A 15,199-nucleotide genomic window follows, 5' to 3' on the forward strand; every position below is an offset into this window, starting at 1 on the left:
GCACGCACACCTGAGAACCGCGAGAAGAAGGAGAAGACAGTGCCGACCATGAAGACCCTGCAGGCCGTCCGGTACGGCGGACCGGACGCGCTCGAGGTGCGTGACGTCCCGCTCCCGCGCGCGTCGGCCGACGACGTCGTGGTGGCCGTGGTGGCGTCGAGCATCAACCCGGTGGACGTGAAGATGCGCTCGCTGGAGGCACCTCAGCAGATCGCTGGCTTCCCGGCGACGTTGGGCTGGGACCTCGCCGGGATCGTCGTCTCGGCACCGGACGAGTGCGCGTGGCGTCCCGGTGACCGGGTCGTGGCGCTGCACCCGCCGAGCGCGGTGGGGACGGGTTCGTGGGCGCAGGTCGTGTCCCTGCCGCCGGACCGCCTGGTCCCCGCACCCGTGACGGTCGACCTGGCGACCGCGGCGGCTCTGCCGCTCGCCGGGCTGACGGCACTCCAAGCGCTGGACCGGCTGTCGCTCCGCCCCCAGGAGCGGCTGCTGGTGACGGGTGCGATCGGGGCGGTCGGCGGGTACGCCGTCCAGCTCGCGGTGCACCGGGGCGTCGCGGTGTCGGCGCTGGTCTCGCGGCAGTCGCACGTCCAGGAGGCGATGGGCATGGGAGCCCGTGCCAGCAGTGCCGACGCGCAGGACCTCCAGGGCTTCGATGCCGTCTTCGACACGGCCGGTGTGCTCGGCGATGCCTGCCTGGTCCGCGCGGGCGGACGGCTCGTCACCGTGAGCGACGACGCGATCACCGGGGACGTCGCCGAGCGGGCGAGCGCTGCGGACCACAACTACGTGCGGCACGACCCGGCGGGCCTCCGGTCGCTGGTCGCCCTGGTCGACCAGGGCGCGCTCCGGATCCGGGTCGCAGAGGTGTTCCCGTTCCAGGACGTCCGGGCCGCCCACGAGCGGTTCGAGCAGGGCGGGCTCGTCGGCAAGGTCGTCGTGACCTTCTGACCCCGCAGGGCCGAGGGCGGCCGCGCGTCACACCGGCCGCTTCGCGACCTCCAGCAGCCGCGCGGCCGTCCGCTCGTCCACGACCAGGTCCGTCATCGTCCCCGCGCGGAGCGCCGCGAGCAGCGGCACCGCCTTGTTGTCCCCGGCGACCGCGCACAGCCGCCGCGGGATCCGGCGGAGCTGGTCGGGGGACGGCCCCGTGGCGCGCGCGTTCAGCGGGACGTCCCGCCAGGACCCGTCGGCGCGCAGGAACACCGTGCACACGTCGCCCACGACCTTCTGGTCGTGGAGGAGCTCGACGTCGTCGTCGTCGAGGTAGCCGGCGGAGTACACGTGACTGGGGACTGAGCCGGCGACGGAGCCCACGGAGAACAGCGCGATGTCGGCCCGGGACTGCTCGTCGAGGACGCGGCGCACCGACCGCTCGCGCCACATGGCCTGCTTGGTCTCGGGGTAGTCGAAGAACGCCGGGACCGGGAAGTGGTGGACGGTCGCCCCGAACGCGCTGCCGAACGAGGCGATCAGGTCGCTCGCGTACTCGATGCCGGAGGTGCGGGTGTTCGCGGCGCCGTTGAGCTGGACGACCACGCTGCCGTGGGTGACCTTGGGCTGCAGCCGCCGGGACACCGCGGCGAGCGTGGTGCCCCAGGCGACGCCGAGGATCATGTCGGAGTCGAACCAGGAGGCGAGCAGCCGGGCGGTGGCGCGGGCCACCTGGTCGAGGGTGTCGACCTGCTCCCCGGAGTCCGGGACGGGCACGACGTAGGTGTCGATGCCGAACGCGGCGGAGATGGTGCGGCCGAGGCCGGGGGCGCGGGTGGTGGACGGCCGGAGCGTGATCTCGACCATGCCGGTCTCGCGGGCGCGCTTCAGGAGCCGGGAGACGGTGGACCGGGAGGTCCCGAGGTGCCGGGCGATGACCTCCATCTTGACGTCCTGCAGGTAGTACATGGACGCGGCGCGCAGCACGTCCTGCTCCCGGTCGACCATCGCCCACGACCTCCTTGTCGTCACCCCATCTGGGACCACAGTCCTGCACATACGTGCACAGCGGTTGCGCGTCTGTTCGCGACGTGGCGACGATAGCGGACAGACAGGACCGAGGTCCCAGTCTGCGAGTCCGGACCCGGCTCGCGGCAGGGGGTCGGCCGAGAGCAAGACCGCGATGGAGTGGGACATGAGGACCGCAGCACTGACCCCCCGCCTGCGTGACGACGCGCTGGCGGCACTTCGAGCGACCACGGAGGGCGGGCCGGAGCTCGACGTCCTCGTCATCGGCGGCGGCGTGACCGGCGCCGGCATCGCGCTGGACTCCGTGACCCGCGGCCTGTCGACGGCCGTGATCGACGCCCAGGACTGGGCCTCCGGCACGTCGAGCCGGTCGAGCAAGCTCGTGCACGGCGGCCTGCGCTACCTGCAGATGCTCGACTTCCACCTGGTCCGCGAGGCGCTGACGGAACGGGACCTGCTGATCAGCAGCCTGGCCCCGCACCTGGTGAAGCCGGTGCCGTTCCTGTACCCGCTGGAGAACCGCGTCTGGGAGCGGGCGTACGTCGGTGCGGGCATCGCCCTGTACGACACGCTCGCCAGCGTCAACGGCCGGCACCGCGCGATGCCGCTGCACCAGCACGTCTCCCGCAAGGGCCTGGAGCGCAAGTTCCCCGACCTGCGCCACGACGCCGCCGTCGGCGCCATCCAGTACTGGGACGCGAACGTCGACGACGCCCGCCTGGTCTCGACCCTGATCCGCACGGCCGCGTCCTACGGCGCGCACGCGGCGTCCCGCACCCAGGTCGTCGGCCTGACCACGACGTCGGGCGGCGCGGTCACCGGCGCGGAGCTCGTCGACCTCGAGACCGGCGACCGGTTCACCGTGAAGGCCCGGTCGGTCATCAACGCCACCGGCGTCTGGACCGAGGAGACCGAGTCGCTCGCCGGCACCGAGGGCGGCCTGCGCGTCCTGGCGTCCAAGGGCATCCACATCGTGGTGCCGCGCGACCGGATCGCCGGTCACACCGGCCTGATCCTGCAGACCGAGAAGTCGGTGCTGTTCATCATCCCGTGGTCCCGCTACTGGGTGATCGGCACCACCGACACCCCGTACGAGCAGGACCTCACGCACCCGGTGGCCACCAGCGAGGACATCGACTACGTCATCGACCACGCGAACGCCGTCCTGTCCCGGCCGATCTCCCGCGAGGACATCATCGGCACCTGGGCGGGCCTTCGGCCGCTGCTGCAGCCCGGCACCAAGGAGGGCACGTCGTCCTCGAAGGTGTCCCGCGAGCACACCGTGGCCTCCCCGACCCCGGGCCTGACGGTCATCGCGGGCGGCAAGCTGACGACCTACCGCGTGATGGCCAAGGACGCCGTCGACTTCGCGATCGGCTCCCGCGCCACCACCCTGCCGTCGATCACCGAGCGCATCCCGCTGGTCGGCGCCGAGGGCCTCGAGGTCCTGCAGCGGCAGTCCCGCGACATCGGCAGCCGGTACGGCTGGGACCGGGGCCGCATGGACCACCTGCTGCACCGGTACGGCTCCCTGCTGGGCGAGCTGCTGGAGATGGTCGACGACGAGCCCGGTCTCGGTCAGCCGCTCGCCGGGGCGCCCGCGTACATCGGCGCCGAGATCGCCTACGCCGTCACCCACGAGGGCGCCCTGCACCTCGACGACGTGCTGATGCACCGCACCCGCCTGAACTACGAGCAGGCGGACAAGGGCGTCGGCGCGCTGGACGAGATCGCGGACATCATCGCGCCGCGGCTCGGCTGGGACGCCGCCACCCGCGAGCGGGAGATCGCCGCCTACCGCGCCCGCGCGGCTGCCGAGGAGGCCGCCGCGCAGCAGCCGGACGACGCCGCGGCACGCGCCGCCCGGTCGGCCGCGGAGGACATCGCCCCGCTGCTGCCCCTGGACGCCGCGCCCGTCCACGGCGGCCACAAGCCTGGTTCCTCGCACCAGACCCCTGCCGCTCCCGGGCCGGCAGGGACATGATCAGGTCCTAGGGCCGATCAGACCCCAGGGCCCGCGGTCCCCCGGCCGCACTCCGGTTCGCCGGAACCCCTGAGCGAGACAACGACAACGACGTCCGTCTACACGAAAGAGGTCGACCGTGGAGTCCATCTCGATCGGAGAGGCAGTCCTCTCCGAGTTCCTCGGCACCGCCACCCTGCTCCTGCTCGGAGCCGGCGTGGTCGCCAACGTCATCCTGCCCAGGACGAAGGGGTTCGGTGGCGGTTGGCTGCTGATCAACTTCGGCTGGGGCCTCGCGGTCTTCACCGCCGTGTACGTGGCCTTCAAGTCCGGTGCGCACCTCAACCCCGCGGTCACCCTCGGCATCTGGGCCGCGGGCAAGGAGGAGTTCGCCCCGGGCATCGAGGTCGACGCTGTCAACGGCTTCCTCTACATCGCGGCGCAGTTCGCCGGTGCAGCTGTCGGTGCGGCGCTGGCCTACCTCACGTACAAGAAGCACTTCGACGAGGACGCCGAGCCCGGCATCAAGCTCGCCGTCTTCTCCACCGGCCCGGAGCTGCGCTCCTACGGCTGGAACTTCTTCACCGAGGTCGTCGGGACGTTCGTGCTGGTGTTCTGGGTCGCGATCAGCGGGAACACCCCGGCGGAGATCGGCCCGCTCGGGGTCGCGCTCGTCGTGGTCGCGATCGGCGCGAGCCTCGGTGGCCCCACCGGCTACGCCATCAACCCGGCGCGTGACCTCGGTCCCCGCCTCGCGCACGCCCTGCTCCCGATCCGCGGCAAGGGCTCGTCCGACTGGTCGTACGCGTGGGTGCCGGTGCTCGGCCCCGCCGTCGGCGGCATCCTCGGCGGCCTCCTGGCGAACGTCATCAACTACGTCGCCTGACGCGCACGGGGTGCTCGCCCCCGCACCGCTGCCGGGGCGAGCACCCCACCCGCGGCACCGCGCCGCCCTGCGGCACCCGCCGCGCTCTCCTGTCATCCCCCGGCAGCGCCGCCCCCGCGGTGCCGCACCCGCCCCCGCGGCGGGACCGAACGACGCGAAGGAAGCACCATGTCCGAGCAGTACGTCATGGCGATCGACCAGGGCACCACCTCGACCCGCGCGATCATCTTCGACCACGGCGGGCAGATCGTCTCCGTCGGCCAGACGGAGCACCAGCAGATCTTCCCGCGGGCCGGCTGGGTCGAGCACGACCCGAACGAGATCTGGACCAACACCCGCGAGGTCGTCGGCCTGGCCCTGTCGCGCGCGAACAAGACGCACGCCGACCTCGCCGCGGTCGGCATCACCAACCAGCGCGAGACCGCGGTGGTGTGGGACCGGACCACCGGCCAGCCGGTGTACAACGCCATCGTCTGGCAGGACACCCGCACCCAGAAGATCGCCGACGACCTGGCGGCGCTCGGCGGCGGCGCCGACCGGTACAAGGAGCGCGTCGGCCTGCCGCTCGCGACCTACTTCTCCGGCCCGAAGATCCGCTGGATCCTGGACAACGTCGAGGGCGCCCGCGAGAAGGCGGAGCGCGGCGAGCTCGCGTTCGGCAACACCGACTCCTGGGTGCTGTGGAACATGACCGGCGGGGTCGACGGCGGCGTGCACGTCACCGACGTCACCAACGCGTCGCGCACCATGCTGATGAACGTCGACTCCCTCACCTGGAACGAGGAGATCGCGGCGGAGATGGGCGTGCCGCTGTCGATGCTCCCCGAGATCCGCTCCTCCTCCGAGGTGTACGGCCACGGGCGTCAGGGCGGGCTCGTCCCGGGCGTGCCGATCGCGGGCATCCTCGGCGACCAGCAGGCCGCGACCTTCGGCCAGGCCTGCTTCGAGGTCGGTACCGCGAAGAACACCTACGGCACCGGCAACTTCATGCTGCTGAACACCGGCACCGAGCCCGTGCAGTCCAAGAACGGCCTGCTCACGACGGTCGCGTACAAGATCGGCGACGCCCCGCAGGTCTACGCGCTCGAGGGCTCGATCGCCGTGACCGGCTCGCTGGTGCAGTGGCTGCGCGACAACCTGGGCATGTTCACCGACGCCCCGGACATCGAGTACCTGGCGAGCAAGGTCGAGGACAACGGCGGCGCGTACTTCGTGCCGGCGTTCTCGGGCCTGTTCGCGCCGCACTGGCGGTCGGACGCCCGCGGCGCGCTGGTCGGGCTCACCCGGTTCGTCAACCGGAACCACATCGCCCGCGCGGCGCTGGAGGCGACGGCGTTCCAGACGCGCGAGGTGCTGGACGCCATGAACGCGGACTCCGGCGTCGACCTGACCGAGCTGAAGGTCGACGGCGGCATGACCGCCAACGACCTGCTCATGCAGTTCCAGGCCGACATCCTCGACGTCCCGGTCATCCGGCCGCAGGTCGCGGAGACCACGGCGCTCGGTGCCGCGTACGCCGCGGGCATCGCCGTCGGGTTCTGGAACGGCGAGCAGGACGTCATCGACAACTGGGCCGAGGGCAAGCGCTGGACCCCGGACCTGGACTCGGGCGAGCGCGACCGGCAGTACCGGCTCTGGAAGAAGGCCGTGACGAAGACCTTCGACTGGGTGGACGACGACGTGCGCTGACGCGCCCGGGTCCGCTCGCCGACGCACGACGGCCCCGTCCCTCCACGCGAGGGGCGGGGCCGTCGTGCGTGCCCGTGCCGGCCGCGCGGGCCGCGCGGGTCAGCGGTCGACGCGCGCGCCGCCGCCCGCCGCGAGCTTGAGCACCTCGGCCTTCGACGCCATCGTCGTGTCCCCCGGCGTCGTCATCGCCAGGGCGCCGTGCGCCGCGCCGTACTCCACGGCCGTCTGCAGCGGCTGCCCGTCGAGCAGGCCGTAGATCAGCCCGGAGGCGAACGAGTCGCCGCCGCCCACGCGGTCCAGGATCTCCAGCCCCGGCCGGTGGGTGGCCTGGACGAGCCCGGACTCCCGCGACCAGGCGATGGCGCCCCAGTCGTTGACCGTCGCGGTGCGGACCGTGCGCAGGGTGGTCGCGATGACCTGGAAGTTGTCGAACTCCCCCGCGACGCGGTCGATCATCCGGGCGAACGAGTCGACCTCGATCGAGGAGATGTTCTCGTCCACCCCCTCGACGGCGAACCCGAGCGCCGCGGTGAAGTCCTCCTCGTTGCCGATCATCACGTCCACGTGGCGCGCGATCTCGCGGTTGACCTCCTGCGCGCGGGCCTGCCCGCCGACCGAGCGCCACAGGCTGGGCCGGTAGTTCAGGTCGTACGAGACGACCGTGCCGTGCCGCTTCGCGGCGGTGACCGCCGCCAGCGTCGTCGCGGCAGCCGTGTCGGACAGGGCCGCGAAGATGCCGCCGGTGTGCAGCCAGCGGACGCCGAGCTCGCCGAACAGGTGGTCCCAGTCGACGTCCCCGGGGGCGAGCCGGCTCACCGCGGTGTGGCCCCGGTCCGAGACGCCGACCGCGCCCCGCACGCCGAACCCGCGCTCGGTGAAGTTCAGGCCGTTGCGCGCCTCGCGGCCGATGCCGTCGTACGGCACCCACCGGATGAGCGACGTGTCGACGCCGCCCTGGAGCACGAGGTCCTCCACCAGCCGGCCGATCTCGTTGTCCGCCAGCGCGGTCACCACCGCGGCCCGCAGCCCGAACGCGCGGCGCAGGCCACGGCTGACGTTGTACTCGCCGCCGCCCTCGGAGACCCGGAGCTGGCGGGCGGTGCGGATCCGCCCCTCCCCCGGGTCGAGGCGGAGCATGACCTCGCCGAGCGAGACGGCGTCGTAGCGGACATCGGCGGCGGGGCGGATCTGCAGGGACACGGGTTCCTCTTCCAGGCGGGGGGTGGGGGGTCGGGCGGCGGGTCAGGCCGGGGTGAGCACGTCCGGGCGCAGGCGGGTGGCGAGCGCGACGGCGTCGGCGACCAGCGCCTGCACCCCGTCCAGGTCGCCCGCCAGGACGCGGTCGCGCGGGACCATCCACGAGCCGCCGACCGCCGCGACGCACGGCAGGGCGAGGTACTCGTGCAGGTTCGACGGGCCGACGCCGCCGGTGGGGACGAAGCCGACGCCGCCGAACGGGGCCGCGAGCGCCGCGATCGCCCCGCTCCCGCCGGACGTGCCGGCGGGGAAGAACTTCACGGTGCGCAGTCCCAGGTCGAGCGCGGCCTGCACCTCGGTCGCCGTGACGGCCCCGGGCAGGACGGGCACGCCGTGCTCCTGGGCCCGCTCGACCACGGCCCGGGAGGTCCCGGGCGACACGAGGTACCGGGCCCCGGCGGCGACGGCCGCGTCGACCTGCTCGGGCGTGACCACGGTGCCCGCGCCGACGAGCACGTCCCCGCGGTCCGCCATCGCGCGGATCGCGTCGGGTGCCGCCGCGGTGCGGAACGTGACCTCGGCGACGGGCAGCCCGCCGGCGACGAGCGCCTGGGCCAGGGGGCCGGCGTCGCGCGCCTCGTCGAGGACGACCACGGGGACGAGCCGGTGCGCGGCGAGCTGGGTCAGGACGTCGGTCATGCGATCCTCCGTTGCGCTGTGCGCAACGAGTGCTGCGCTCTCCGCAACGCATCGTGGCACAGCACCGCCCGCGGATCAACGTCGGCGCACGACGAGGACGCGCACGACGACGGCGCGCATGCCGACGGCGCGCACGCCCCGGGGGCGCGCGCGTCGGACGCGGCGGTGCGTCAGGCCGGGAGGGCGAGGCCGTCCGGCAGCAGGGGCGGCAGGACGCGCAGCACGTCGGCGTGCAGGGCGGCCATGCGGTCGGGGTCCATCCGGTCCGCGGGGGCGGTGATGCTCAGCGCCGCCGCGGGCCGGCCGCCGCGCAGCAGCGGCACGGCGAGGCAGGCGATCCCGGGCTCGTTCTCCTGCACCTCGACGGCGTAGCCGCGCTCGCGCGCCCGGTCGAGCTCCGTGGCGACGTGGTCCAGGGCCACCCGCCCGGCCGGCTCGACCGCCTGCACGTACCCGTCGAGGGCGGCGCGGGTGGTCCCGGCGAACGCGAGCATCGCGCGACCGAGGGCCGTGGTCGCCGCCCAGTTGCGGCGGCCGACCGCGGACCACACCCGCACGGCGCGCTCCGGCTCCACCTTGTCCAGGTAGACCACCTGCACGCCGCTGAGGACGCCGAGGTGCACGAGCTCGTCCGTGGCGGCGCACACCGCGACCAGCGCGCCGTGCAGCCGGGCGGGCAGGTCCTCCTCCGCGAGGTACCGGTCGGCGAGCCGCAGGGCCGCGGGACCGAGCGCGTACCGCCCCGTCCCGGGGTCCTGGGCCACGTAGTCCCGGTGCCGGAGGGCCGCGAGCGAGCGGTGCACGGTCGTCTTGTGCACGCCGAGCGCCGCGGACAGGTCGGCGAGCGCCGCCCCCGCGGGACCCGAGGCCGCGACGACCTCGAGCACGCGCAGGGCCCGGTCGACGCCCTCCACCGGCGGCGTCGCGCCGGCCACCCGGTCGTCCGTCTCGTCCTGCACGCGCCCACCCTAGGGTCTCGGCGCGGGTGCCTCAGCCGCCCAGCGCCGTGATCAGGACCCGCGCGACCGAGAAGTAGATGATCAGCCCGGTGCCGTCGACCAGCGTCGTGATGAGCGGGCCCGAGCCGACCGCCGGGTCGACCCCCACGCGGCGCAGGACCAGGGGCAGCACCGACGCGATCAGCGAGGACCACACGATGATCGCCGCGGCGGAGACCGCGACGGTCAGCGCGACCTCGCCCCCGACGCCCTGCCACCACGCGCGCAGCCAGCCGGCCCCGGCGATCGTCACCGCGACCATCACGCCGGTGGTGAGCTCCTTGCGCACCACCCGGCCCGCGTCCCGCAGCCGGACGCTGCCGGTCGCCATCGCGCGGATCACCGTCGCCGTGATCTGGGTGCCGGCGTTCCCGCCCGCCCCGATGAGCAGCGGCACGAAGAAGCTGAGGGCCAGGACCGTCGCCAGCTCGTCCTCGTACGCCTCCAGCACGCTGCCCGTGATCATCGACGCGACGAACAGCACGAGCATCCACACGATCCGCTTGCGCCACAGCAGGAACGGCGAGGCCCGCAGGTACGGCACGTCCAGCGGCTCCGCCCCGCCCTGCCGGACGGCGTCCTCGGTCGCCTCCTGCTCGACGATCTCGGCGACGTCGTCCGGGGTGAGCACGCCGAGCAGCCGCCCCTCGTCCACGACGGGCAGCGCGGGCAGCCGGTGCCCGTGCAGCAGCCGGGCGGCGTGCTCCCGGTCCGCGGTGGGCTCGACGGCGACGAGGTCCTCCCGCATCAGGTCCGCGACGAGCACGCCGGGCGCGGCGAGCACCAGGTCGCGGAACGACACGACGCCGAGCAGGGCGGCACCGGCGGCGTCGGCCGGGGCGGTCGTCACGTACACCTCGCCGCTGCGGGCCGTCGCGTCGGGCTGCGCCCGCAGGGAGTCGACGGCCTCCCGCACCGTCATGGTCGGGCGGACGGTCACGACCTCCGGGTTCATCCACGCGGCGGCCGCCCCCGCCGGCCACGCGAGGAGCCCCCGCACGACGGCGGACCGGGCCACGCGCATGGCCCCGAGCAGCCGGCCGCGCACGTCGTCGGGCAGCACCCGCAGCACCTCGGCCGCCTCGTCGGCGCCGAGGCTGTCCACCAGCCCGGCACCGACCGCGGCGGGGACCACGAGCAGCACCTCGGCGGCGGCGTGCGGGTCGAGGGAGCCCAGCAGGTCGGCGGCGGTCGCCGGGTCGAGCAGCCGGACGAGGTCGCGGACCTGCGCGTCGGACAGGTCGGCGACCTGGTCGGCGCGGGCGCGGCGGTCGGTGGTCGACGCGAGCCAGAGCTCCACGGCGCGCCGGGTGCCGACGGCGACGACGTCGTGCAGGTCGAGGGCGGGCGCCGGGCGGCGCGCGTGCAGGACGGGGGTGGGCAGGTTCATGACGAGCTCCTGACGGGGCGGGCCACGCGACGCGGCGTCCCGGCGCACCGCGGCCGGGACCCGGTGCGGCACCGTCATCGGCGCGGCGGCCCGCTGCTGCGGGGCGGCGCGCCATCGGCGGCACGGCACGGGACACCGGTGGGCGGTGGCACGGCGGACGTCACGGCGCGTCGTCGATGACGGGGGCCGGTGACGGGTGAGGGCGCCGCGCGGTGGCGGCGCGGGTGCTCCGTCGACGCCCGTCGACCTGCGCGGCAGGAGCCGGCGGCCCTCGAGGGCGGCTCAGGCCTGCGCGCGCAGCACGACGGGCGTCGACGGATGCCGACTGCTCGCGGTGTCGTCCATCGCGTCCACCTCCTCGCCGTCGTGCGGGCGGGCCGGCCGGCCCGCCCCGAACCCTAGACTCCGGCCGGGAGCCTGCCAACCCGTCCCCGTCAGCCCCGGCGCGAGGTCCGGGCGAGCGGCACCACCAGCGGCGTGCCGGCCTGGGGATCGGGCACGATCTCGCACGCGAGGCCGAAGACGTCCTGCACGAGCCCGGCGGTGATCACCGCGGCGGGCTCCCCCTGCGCCACGACCGCGCCGTCGCGCATGACCACGAGGTGCGTCGCGTACCGGGCGGCCTGGTTGAGGTCGTGCAGCACCGCGACGACCGTGCGGCCGTCGTGGTGCAGGTCCTGGCACAGGTCCAGCAGGTCGACCTGGTTCGCGATGTCCAGGAACGTCGTCGGCTCGTCCAGCAGCACGTACCGCGTGTCCTGCGCGAGGACGAGCGCGAGCCAGACCCGCTGCCGCTGCCCGCCGGACAGGTCGGCGACGGGCCGGTCCGCGAGGTCCGCGACCCCGGTGGCGGCGAGGGCGGCGTCCACGATGCCGGCGTCCTCCGGGCGCCACTGCCGCAGCACGGAGTGGTACGGGTGCCGGCCGCGGCCGACGAGGTCGCGCACCCGCACCTGGTCGGGCGCGACGGGCGACTGCGGCAGGAACGCGAGGCGGCGGGCGACCTCCTTGCTGCGGTACGTGCCGATCGGCCGTCCGTCCAGCAGCACCTCGCCCGCGTCCGGCCGGTGCGTGCGGGCGAGCGCCTTGAGGAGCGTCGACTTGCCGCAGCCGTTGGGCCCGACGATCGCCGTGAACCCCCCGGTCGGCACGTCGAGGTCCAGGTCCCGCGCCACGACGAGCCGGTCGTACGCCAGGGTCAGCCCCCGCGCCGCCAGGCCCGCCGTCGTCGTCCCCGCGTCGGTCGCCGTCGTCGTCACATCCGTCCCTTCCGCCACTCCGCCAGGAGCAGGAACCCGAGGTACGCCCCACCGACCGCGCCGGTGAGGATGCCGACAGGCAGCCCGTCCGCCCAGGGCGCCTGCTGCACCACCAGGTCGGCGACCACCATGATCAGCGCGCCGGTGACCGCCGCCGCGAGGACCCCGGCCCCGGCCGAGCCGGTGAGCCGGCGCGCGACCTGGGGCGCGGTCAGCGCGACGAAGGCGATCGGCCCGGCGACGGTGGCGGCCGCCGCGGCGGCGAGCACCGCCACCACGATCGCGAGCGCGCGGGTGCGCCGCGCCTGCCCGCCGAGCGTGTCGGCGAGCTCGTCGCCCATCTCGATCAGCCGGAGCCGGTCCGACAGCACCAGGGCGAGCGGCAGGACCACCAGCAGCGCGAGCCCGATCAGCCGCGCGTCGGCCCACGACGCCGCGGCGACCGACCCGGTGAGGTACGCCGCGAGCTGCGCGGCCTGGTCCCGCAGCACTGTCGAGACCACGTACTGCGTCACGGCGCTCGCCATCGCGGCCACGCCGATCCCCGCGACGATGACCCGGCCGGGCGAGCCGAAACCCGTGCCGGTGGCCAGCGCGACCAGCAGCATGGCCACGCCCGCGCCGGCGAGCGCCCCGAGCGGGACCGGGACGACGCCCGGCCAGAGCAGCGCGGCGAGCGCGGCCCCGGCGCCCGCGCCGGCACCGAGCCCGATGACGTCCGGGCTGCCGAGCGGGTTCCGCGTCACCGTCTGGAACAGGGCCCCGGAGAGCCCGAGCGCGGCGCCGACGCCGGCGGAGACGACGAGCCGCGGCCCGCGAAGCCGGTGCAGCACGAAGCCGGCCTTGCCGCCGGGGTCGTGCAGCAGCGTCCCGGGCAGGTCGGCGAGCGGGATGCCGAGCCGGCCGAGGGTGAGCGTGGCCACGCCGGCCGCCAGCAGGGCGAGCACGAGCACGCCGCCCCAGACGAGCGCGCGCGGGTCGACGGGCAGCGCGAGCACGCGCCCCACGCGCAGCACCCGGGCGGGCCGGCCGGCCGGCGGCGCGGGGGCCCGGGTCACCGGGGGCGCCGCGGTCACGCGCCCACCCGCGCGCGCCGGACGGCGTGCAGCAGGAACGGCGCGCCGACGAACGCGGTGACGACGCCGACCATGAGCTCCTCGGGACGCGCGACCACCCGGCCGACGATGTCGGACCCCACCAGCAGCACGCCGCCGAGCACCACCGCGAACGGCAGCTGCCACCGGTGGTCGGCACCGGCCACCGCGCGCACCACGTGCGGCACCGCCAGGCCGACGAACACGACCGGCCCGATGGCCGCGGTCGCGGCGGCGCTCAGCACCGCCGCCGCGAGGATGCCGCCGCCGCGCACCCACGCCGTGCGGGCGCCGAGCGCGGTGGCCGTGGCCTCGCCGAGCGCGAGCACGTTGAGGCCGGACGCGAGCACGGCCGCGAGCAGCAGGCCGGCGACCACGAACGGCGCCACGTCCGCGAGCGCCGACAGGTCCCGTCCGGCGAGCGAGCCGACCACCCAGTACCTGTAGGAGTCGAAGACCTGCGGCCGCTGGAGCGTGACGCCCTGGATGTACGAGCCGAGCACCGCGGACACCACCGCCCCGGTCAGCACGAGCGGCACCGCGCTGCCCTCGGTGCGCCGCCCGCCGACGAGGTACACGACCAGGACGGTGAGCAGCGCACCGGGCAGGGCCACCCACACGGTCGCGCGCCCGCCGCCGAAGCCGAGGAACGCCGTCGCGGTGACCACGGCGGCCGACGCCCCGACGTGCACGCCGAGCAGCCCCGGGTCGCCGAGCGGGTTGCGGGTGATGCCCTGGATGAGGACGCCGGACACCGCGAGCGCCGCGCCGACGACGACGCCGAGCAGCGTGCGCGGGATCCGGCTGTCCACGACCGTCCGGACGTACTCGTCGCCGTGGCCCTGCAGCGCGGCCAGCACGTCGGCGACCGACGTCACCCTGCTGCCGGCCACCAGTCCGACGAGGCAGACCGCCACCAGCAGCAGGGTGCAGCCGAGGAGGGCGGCGGTCCGCCTGCCGGTGTCAGCCAAGCTTCGCGACGGCCTCGTCGATCAGCGCGGTGTACTCGTCGATCGCCCACGGCACGGTCAGCGGCGTGATGATCGAGGAGCCGGTCACGAACGGCTGGTCGGACGGCGCCACGACGGAGTCCCGGGCGATCGCGGGGATCGACTGGTACAGCGGCTGGGCGACGACCTCCTCCTTCGACTCCGGGCTGGAGTAGAAGGTGAAGACCAGGTCGGAGTCCTTCAGCTGGTCCGCGTTCTCCAGCCCGATGACGGCGGAGTCGGTGCCCTCGGTCTCCTCGAACGTCTCGACGACCGGGTCGACCTGCAGGCCGAGGCCGCGGACCATGGCGACGCGCTGCTCGTCGGGCAGGAAGACGCCGAGCGTGCCGGGGCCGGTCGTGTAGATGAACGAGAACGTGAGGTCGGCGTACTCCGGGTGCTCCGCCGCGGCGTCCGCCCACTCCTGCTCGATGCCGTCGATCAGGCCCTGCGCCTCGTCCGCGTGGCCGAGGGCCGTGGCGACCGTCTCGATCTGCTGGTCCCAGTCGGTGCTCCACGGCAGGTCGGGGTAGGCGACCGTCGGGGCGATGTCGGACAGCAGGTCGAACTGCTCCTGGGTGATGCCGGACCACGGGGCGAGGATCACGTCGGGCTCGAGCTCGAGGATCGTGTCGACGTCGATCTCCTCCCCGCCGGTGAACTGGACCGGCAGCTCCGCGCCGAGGTCCTCGACGGCGTCGTGGATCCAGGGCAGGTACCCGGTCTCGTCGCTGCCCCAGGGGTACTCCTCGATGCCGACCGGCACCACGCCGAGTGCGATGGCCGTCTCCGCGGACCCCTGGCCGAGCGTGACGACGCGCTCCGGCTGCTCCTCGATGACCGCCTCGCCGAGGGCGCTCTCGATGGTGACGGGCTCGAAGTCGCCGGACGCCGTGGTGCTCGCGTCGCCCGAGGCCGGGTCGTCCGAGCCGCCGCAGGCGGTCAGGGCCAGGGCGCCGACCACGAGGGTGACGGCGAGCGCGGGGCGGCGGCGCAGGGAGCGCGCAGAGGTCCGGTGCATGGAGAGCCTTTCGGTGCAGGGGCGCTGGTCGGGAGCGTGGCTGCCCGCCGCG

Annotated in this window: 13 protein-coding genes; 4 read left to right on the forward strand and 9 right to left on the reverse strand. The window is 74.6% G+C overall.

Annotation, left to right across the window (positions count from 1 at the left end):
- Positions 1 to 48 precede the first annotated feature (48 nt).
- On the forward strand, positions 49 to 951 hold the full coding sequence (locus KJP73_RS00245) for an NADP-dependent oxidoreductase (protein WP_213280716.1): 903 nt from the start codon (positions 49 to 51) through the stop codon (positions 949 to 951).
- A gap of 27 nt (positions 952 to 978) precedes the next feature.
- Here the strand turns inward: KJP73_RS00245 and KJP73_RS00250 are convergent, their stop codons facing one another.
- Entirely contained in the window at positions 979 to 1,941 is a 963-nt protein-coding gene (locus KJP73_RS00250; RefSeq protein ID WP_213280717.1) for a sugar-binding transcriptional regulator, read from the reverse strand.
- A 187-nt stretch (positions 1,942 to 2,128) separates the two neighbouring features.
- Here KJP73_RS00250 and KJP73_RS00255 point away from each other — a divergent pair, with 187 nt between their 5' ends.
- The 3 genes from KJP73_RS00255 (at position 2,129) to glpK (ending at position 6,500) form a co-directional block, all read left to right on the forward strand.
- Positions 2,129 to 3,946 carry a glycerol-3-phosphate dehydrogenase/oxidase gene (locus KJP73_RS00255; RefSeq protein WP_213280718.1) on the forward strand — a complete coding sequence of 606 codons (1,818 nt, stop codon included), beginning with the start codon at positions 2,129 to 2,131 and terminating at the stop codon, positions 3,944 to 3,946.
- 118 nt (positions 3,947 to 4,064) lie between these two features.
- Complete coding sequence (locus tag KJP73_RS00260; RefSeq protein ID WP_433995132.1) at positions 4,065 to 4,811, forward strand: MIP/aquaporin family protein; 747 nt, start codon at positions 4,065 to 4,067, stop codon at positions 4,809 to 4,811.
- A 168-nt stretch (positions 4,812 to 4,979) separates the two neighbouring features.
- Positions 4,980 to 6,500, forward strand: coding sequence for a glycerol kinase GlpK (gene glpK, locus KJP73_RS00265; RefSeq protein WP_213280719.1), 1,521 nt, complete (start codon positions 4,980 to 4,982; stop codon positions 6,498 to 6,500).
- A 99-nt stretch (positions 6,501 to 6,599) separates the two neighbouring features.
- On the opposite strand, the gene KJP73_RS00270 is transcribed toward glpK, so the two are convergent.
- The 8 genes from KJP73_RS00270 to KJP73_RS00305 form a co-directional block, all read right to left on the reverse strand.
- Positions 6,600 to 7,700: a sugar kinase gene (locus tag KJP73_RS00270; RefSeq protein WP_213280720.1), complete on the reverse strand. Its 1,101-nt coding sequence runs from the start codon at positions 7,698 to 7,700 to the stop codon at positions 6,600 to 6,602.
- A gap of 42 nt (positions 7,701 to 7,742) precedes the next feature.
- Positions 7,743 to 8,396 carry a bifunctional 4-hydroxy-2-oxoglutarate aldolase/2-dehydro-3-deoxy-phosphogluconate aldolase gene (eda, locus tag KJP73_RS00275; protein ID WP_213280721.1) on the reverse strand — a complete coding sequence of 218 codons (654 nt, stop codon included), beginning with the start codon at positions 8,394 to 8,396 and terminating at the stop codon, positions 7,743 to 7,745.
- A gap of 170 nt (positions 8,397 to 8,566) precedes the next feature.
- Positions 8,567 to 9,355, reverse strand: a complete 789-nt coding sequence (locus KJP73_RS00280) for an IclR family transcriptional regulator (protein WP_249668951.1) — start codon at positions 9,353 to 9,355, stop codon at positions 8,567 to 8,569.
- A 31-nt stretch (positions 9,356 to 9,386) separates the two neighbouring features.
- The gene (mgtE, locus tag KJP73_RS00285; RefSeq protein ID WP_213280722.1) at positions 9,387 to 10,784 is read right to left on the reverse strand and encodes a magnesium transporter; all 1,398 of its coding nucleotides are present in this window, start codon (positions 10,782 to 10,784) and stop codon (positions 9,387 to 9,389) included.
- A 434-nt stretch (positions 10,785 to 11,218) separates the two neighbouring features.
- Entirely contained in the window at positions 11,219 to 12,043 is an 825-nt protein-coding gene (locus KJP73_RS00290) for an ABC transporter ATP-binding protein (RefSeq protein ID WP_249668952.1), read from the reverse strand.
- On the reverse strand, positions 12,040 to 13,119 hold the full coding sequence (locus KJP73_RS00295) for a FecCD family ABC transporter permease (RefSeq protein ID WP_249668953.1): 1,080 nt from the start codon (positions 13,117 to 13,119) through the stop codon (positions 12,040 to 12,042). Before KJP73_RS00295 ends, KJP73_RS00290 begins: the two co-directional genes overlap by 4 nt.
- On the reverse strand, positions 13,116 to 14,108 hold the full coding sequence (locus tag KJP73_RS00300) for a FecCD family ABC transporter permease (protein ID WP_213280724.1): 993 nt from the start codon (positions 14,106 to 14,108) through the stop codon (positions 13,116 to 13,118). The genes KJP73_RS00295 and KJP73_RS00300 overlap by 4 nt, the downstream gene beginning before the upstream one ends.
- Positions 14,101 to 15,147, reverse strand: coding sequence for an iron-siderophore ABC transporter substrate-binding protein (locus tag KJP73_RS00305; RefSeq protein ID WP_213280725.1), 1,047 nt, complete (start codon positions 15,145 to 15,147; stop codon positions 14,101 to 14,103). The genes KJP73_RS00300 and KJP73_RS00305 overlap by 8 nt, the downstream gene beginning before the upstream one ends.
- Positions 15,148 to 15,199 lie beyond the last annotated feature (52 nt).

This window comes from Cellulomonas hominis (genome assembly GCF_901521055.1).
GTDB lineage: Bacteria > Actinomycetota > Actinomycetes > Actinomycetales > Cellulomonadaceae > Cellulomonas > Cellulomonas endometrii.

Coding starts and splice junctions, on each gene's coding strand:
- KJP73_RS00245 (WP_213280716.1), top strand. CDS start 49: ATGAAGACCCTGCAGGCCGTCCGGTACGGCGGACCGGACGCGCTCGAG.
- KJP73_RS00250 (WP_213280717.1), bottom strand. CDS start 1,941: ATGGTCGACCGGGAGCAGGACGTGCTGCGCGCCGCGTCCATGTACTAC.
- KJP73_RS00255 (WP_213280718.1), top strand. CDS start 2,129: ATGAGGACCGCAGCACTGACCCCCCGCCTGCGTGACGACGCGCTGGCG.
- glpK (WP_213280719.1), top strand. CDS start 4,980: ATGTCCGAGCAGTACGTCATGGCGATCGACCAGGGCACCACCTCGACC.
- eda (WP_213280721.1), bottom strand. CDS start 8,396: ATGACCGACGTCCTGACCCAGCTCGCCGCGCACCGGCTCGTCCCCGTG.
- mgtE (WP_213280722.1), bottom strand. CDS start 10,784: ATGAACCTGCCCACCCCCGTCCTGCACGCGCGCCGCCCGGCGCCCGCC.
- KJP73_RS00305 (WP_213280725.1), bottom strand. CDS start 15,147: ATGCACCGGACCTCTGCGCGCTCCCTGCGCCGCCGCCCCGCGCTCGCC.